The organism is Pseudomonas sp. FG98 (assembly GCF_057808595.1).
Genome location: NZ_JBMDIJ010000173.1, coordinates 1 through 2,900, shown reverse-complemented (window position 1 = coordinate 2,900; position 2,900 = coordinate 1). Strand labels below are relative to the sequence as shown.

The following is a 2,900-nucleotide window of genomic DNA, read 5'->3' as shown; positions in this document are numbered from 1 at the left end:
GGCGACCTGTGGCTTTGTGGTTGATCTCAAGTTGTGTAGATACCCATGCAGCGATAGGGCCGGTATGGGCAGCAGAAAACTACAGTTGCGGCGCCGTGTTCTTTACCACCGCCAGCTCCGGATGCGCCACCAGCTTGTCGATATGCAGCTCGTCGTTGTTCATCCAGGTCTCGGTCAGCACCCGGTAATGCTCCATGTCCCGGCAGCGCATGCGCAGGCTGTAGTCGAAGTGCCCGCTGATCAGCTGGCAGTCGAACACTTGCGGACAGGCCCGCACGCAGGCCTCGAAGGCCTTCTGCGCCGAACGTCCGCTCTGGTTGGACAGCGCCACCAGCACCAGCAAGGACAACCCCGGCGACACCATCTGCACATCGATGATCGCTCCGTAGCCGCGGATCACCCCGCGTCGCTCCAGCTTGCGCACCCGTTCCAGGCAGGGCCTGGGGGTCAGGTGCACCAGGGTCGAGAGCTTCTCGTAGGTGATGCGGCCGTTATGCCGCAGCACATCGATGATCGCTTCGTCGATGCGGTCCAGCGGCGGCGTGGCGTGGGAGGGGTTGGCCTTGGTATCCATGGTGGCGTTGTTTCACTTCAAGCGGTTGGAAAGAAATTGCTGCAGGCGCTCGCTTTGCGGCTGATCGAGGATGCTCGCGCTTCCCTGTTCCTCGACCAGTCCCTGATGCAGGAACAGCACCTGGCTGGACACCTGGCGGGCAAAGCCCATCTCGTGGGTGACCATGAGCATGGTACGACCTTCCTCGGCCAGCGTCTGTATGACCTTGAGGACTTCTCCTACAAGCTCAGGGTCAAGGGCTGATGTCGGTTCGTCGAACAGGATGATCTCCGGTTCCATCGCCAGGGCCCGGGCAATGGCCACCCGCTGTTGCTGGCCACCGGAGAGGAAGGCCGGATATTGCTCGGCGGCCCGGGCCGGCAGCCCGACCTTGTCCAGATAGGCGCGGGCGCGGGCCTCGGCCTCCTGCTGGCTGACGCCCAGCACCCGGCGCGGCGCGAGGGTGATGTTTTCCAGCACGGTCATGTGGCTCCACAGGTTGAAGTGCTGGAACACCATGGCCAGGCGTGTGCGCAGGTTCTGCAACTGTGCCGGGTTGGGGCCGCGACCCGGACGCATCTCGATGGTCTGGCCGTCGAGGGTGATGGCGCCGGCCTGGGGCTGCTCAAGGAAGTTGATGCAGCGCAGCATGGTGCTTTTGCCGGAGCCGCTGGCGCCGATCAGGCTGATCACGTCGCCCTTGCGCGCCTGCAGCGAGACGCCTTTGAGAACCTGGTGATCGCCGTAGCTCTTGTGCAGCGCCTCCACTGTCAGCTTGATCGCGGCGCTGCTGGCGGCAACCTGGGGCTGCGCGGTGAGGGTGGGTTGCATCGACAAGGCGTGTGCGGAAGTGGTCATGGGTCAGCCTCGGGAAGGAACGAGAAAACGCATCCAGCGTCGTTCGGCCAGGCGGAACAGCCCGACCAGGGCGAAGGACAGCAGCATGTACAGGAGCGCGGCGATGCCGAAGGCCTGGAAGGTGAGGAAGGTCGCGGCGTTGGCGTCGCGGGCCACTTTCAGGATGTCGGCGATGGTCGCGGTGAACGCCAGGGACGTGGCATGCAGCATCAGGATCAGTTCGTTGCTGTAGGCCGGCAGTGAGCGCCGCAGCGCCGCCGGCAGGACCACGAACAGGTTGAGTTTCCAGCCGTGCAGGCCGTAGGCCTGGGCCGCCTCGATCTCGCCGTGGGGGATGTTGCGAATGGCCCCGGCGAAGATCTCCACGGTGTAGGCGCAGGTGTTGAGGACGAAGGCCAGCAGGGTGCAGTTGAGCGCGTTGCGGAAGAAGCGGTCGAGCATTTCATGGTCGCGCACCACTTCCAGGCCGTAGAGTCCGGTGTAGCAGATCAGTAGCTGGATATAGAGCGGCGTGCCGCGAAACAGGTAGGTGTAGAACTCCACCGGCCAGCGCAGCCACAGCTTGCGCGAAATCCGCGCCAGGGCCAGCGGCAAGGAAAGGAAGAAGCCGCAGACCATGGTGACGATGAACAGCCACAGGGTCATGGCCAGCCCGGAAAGCCCGGCGCCGTCGCTGTACAGGTAGGCCAGGCCGTATTCCTGGATCAGTTCGATCATGATGCCAGCCCCTTGATGCCGGTGTTGAAGCGCCGCTCAAGACGCTTGAACAGGCGGTTGGACAGGGTGGTGATGAGCAGGTAGACCAGCCCGGCGATGATCAGGAAATACAGGACATTGTTGGTGCTCTTGCCGGCGTTCTGCGCCGCCTTGACCAGGTCGGCGAGGCCGATGATCGAGACCAGTGCGGTGGACTTGAGCAGCACCAGCCAGTTGTTGCCCAGTCCCGGCAGGGCGAAGCGCATCAGTTGCGGGAACAGCACCAGGTGAAAGCGCTGGGCGCGGCTCAGGCCATAGGCGGTGGCTGCTTCCAGTTGTCCGGCGGGGACGCTGAGGATCGCGCCGCGGAAGTTCTCGGTGAAATAGGCGCCGTAGATGAAGCCAAGGGTCAGTACCCCGGCGGTGAAGGGGTCGATCTCGAAGTAGCCCCAGCCCATCCACTCGGTGAAGTCGTTGAGCCAGATCTGGAAGGTGTAGAAGATCAGCAGGATCAGCACCAGGTCGGGCACGCTGCGGATCAGGGTGGTGTAGAGGGTGGCGGGAATGCGCAGCAGGCGCAGGGGCGAGAGCTTGGCGCTGGCGCCGAGCAGGCCGAGCAGCAGGCTCAGGCCGAGGGACAGCAGGGCCAGCTTCAGGGTCATCCAGGTGCCTTGCGCCAGCAACGGGCCAAAGCCCTGCAGGCTCAAGGCCTGCAAGCCGACAGAGTGAAGGAAGTCGTTCACGGGAAAATCTCGATGGGCGTGGGTGTGCGGGTGACCGGGGGGGGGTGGGC

4 protein-coding genes are annotated in these 2,900 nt (G+C 64.1%); all 4 read right to left on the bottom strand.

What is annotated here, in order from left to right; translation table 11 throughout:
* Positions 1 to 79: 79 nt before the first annotated feature.
* From ACODSK_RS32565 to ACODSK_RS32550, 4 genes are read right to left on the bottom strand one after another with little or no spacing between them, the layout of a single operon-like run.
* Positions 80 to 574 (bottom strand): Lrp/AsnC family transcriptional regulator, encoded by a 495-nt coding sequence (locus ACODSK_RS32565; protein ID WP_489022258.1) that lies wholly within the window; start codon positions 572 to 574, stop codon positions 80 to 82.
* 12 nt (positions 575 to 586) lie between these two features.
* Positions 587 to 1,384 carry an ABC transporter ATP-binding protein gene (locus ACODSK_RS32560; RefSeq protein ID WP_489022260.1) on the bottom strand — a complete coding sequence of 266 codons (798 nt, stop codon included), beginning with the start codon at positions 1,382 to 1,384 and terminating at the stop codon, positions 587 to 589.
* 30 nt (positions 1,385 to 1,414) lie between these two features.
* A complete protein-coding gene (locus tag ACODSK_RS32555; RefSeq protein ID WP_489022256.1) occupies positions 1,415 to 2,128 on the bottom strand; it encodes an ABC transporter permease in 714 nt (237 codons plus the stop codon).
* Complete coding sequence (locus ACODSK_RS32550) at positions 2,125 to 2,850, bottom strand: ABC transporter permease (protein WP_489022255.1); 726 nt, start codon at positions 2,848 to 2,850, stop codon at positions 2,125 to 2,127. The genes ACODSK_RS32555 and ACODSK_RS32550 overlap by 4 nt, the downstream gene beginning before the upstream one ends.
* Between the last annotated feature and the right edge of the window lie 50 nt (positions 2,851 to 2,900).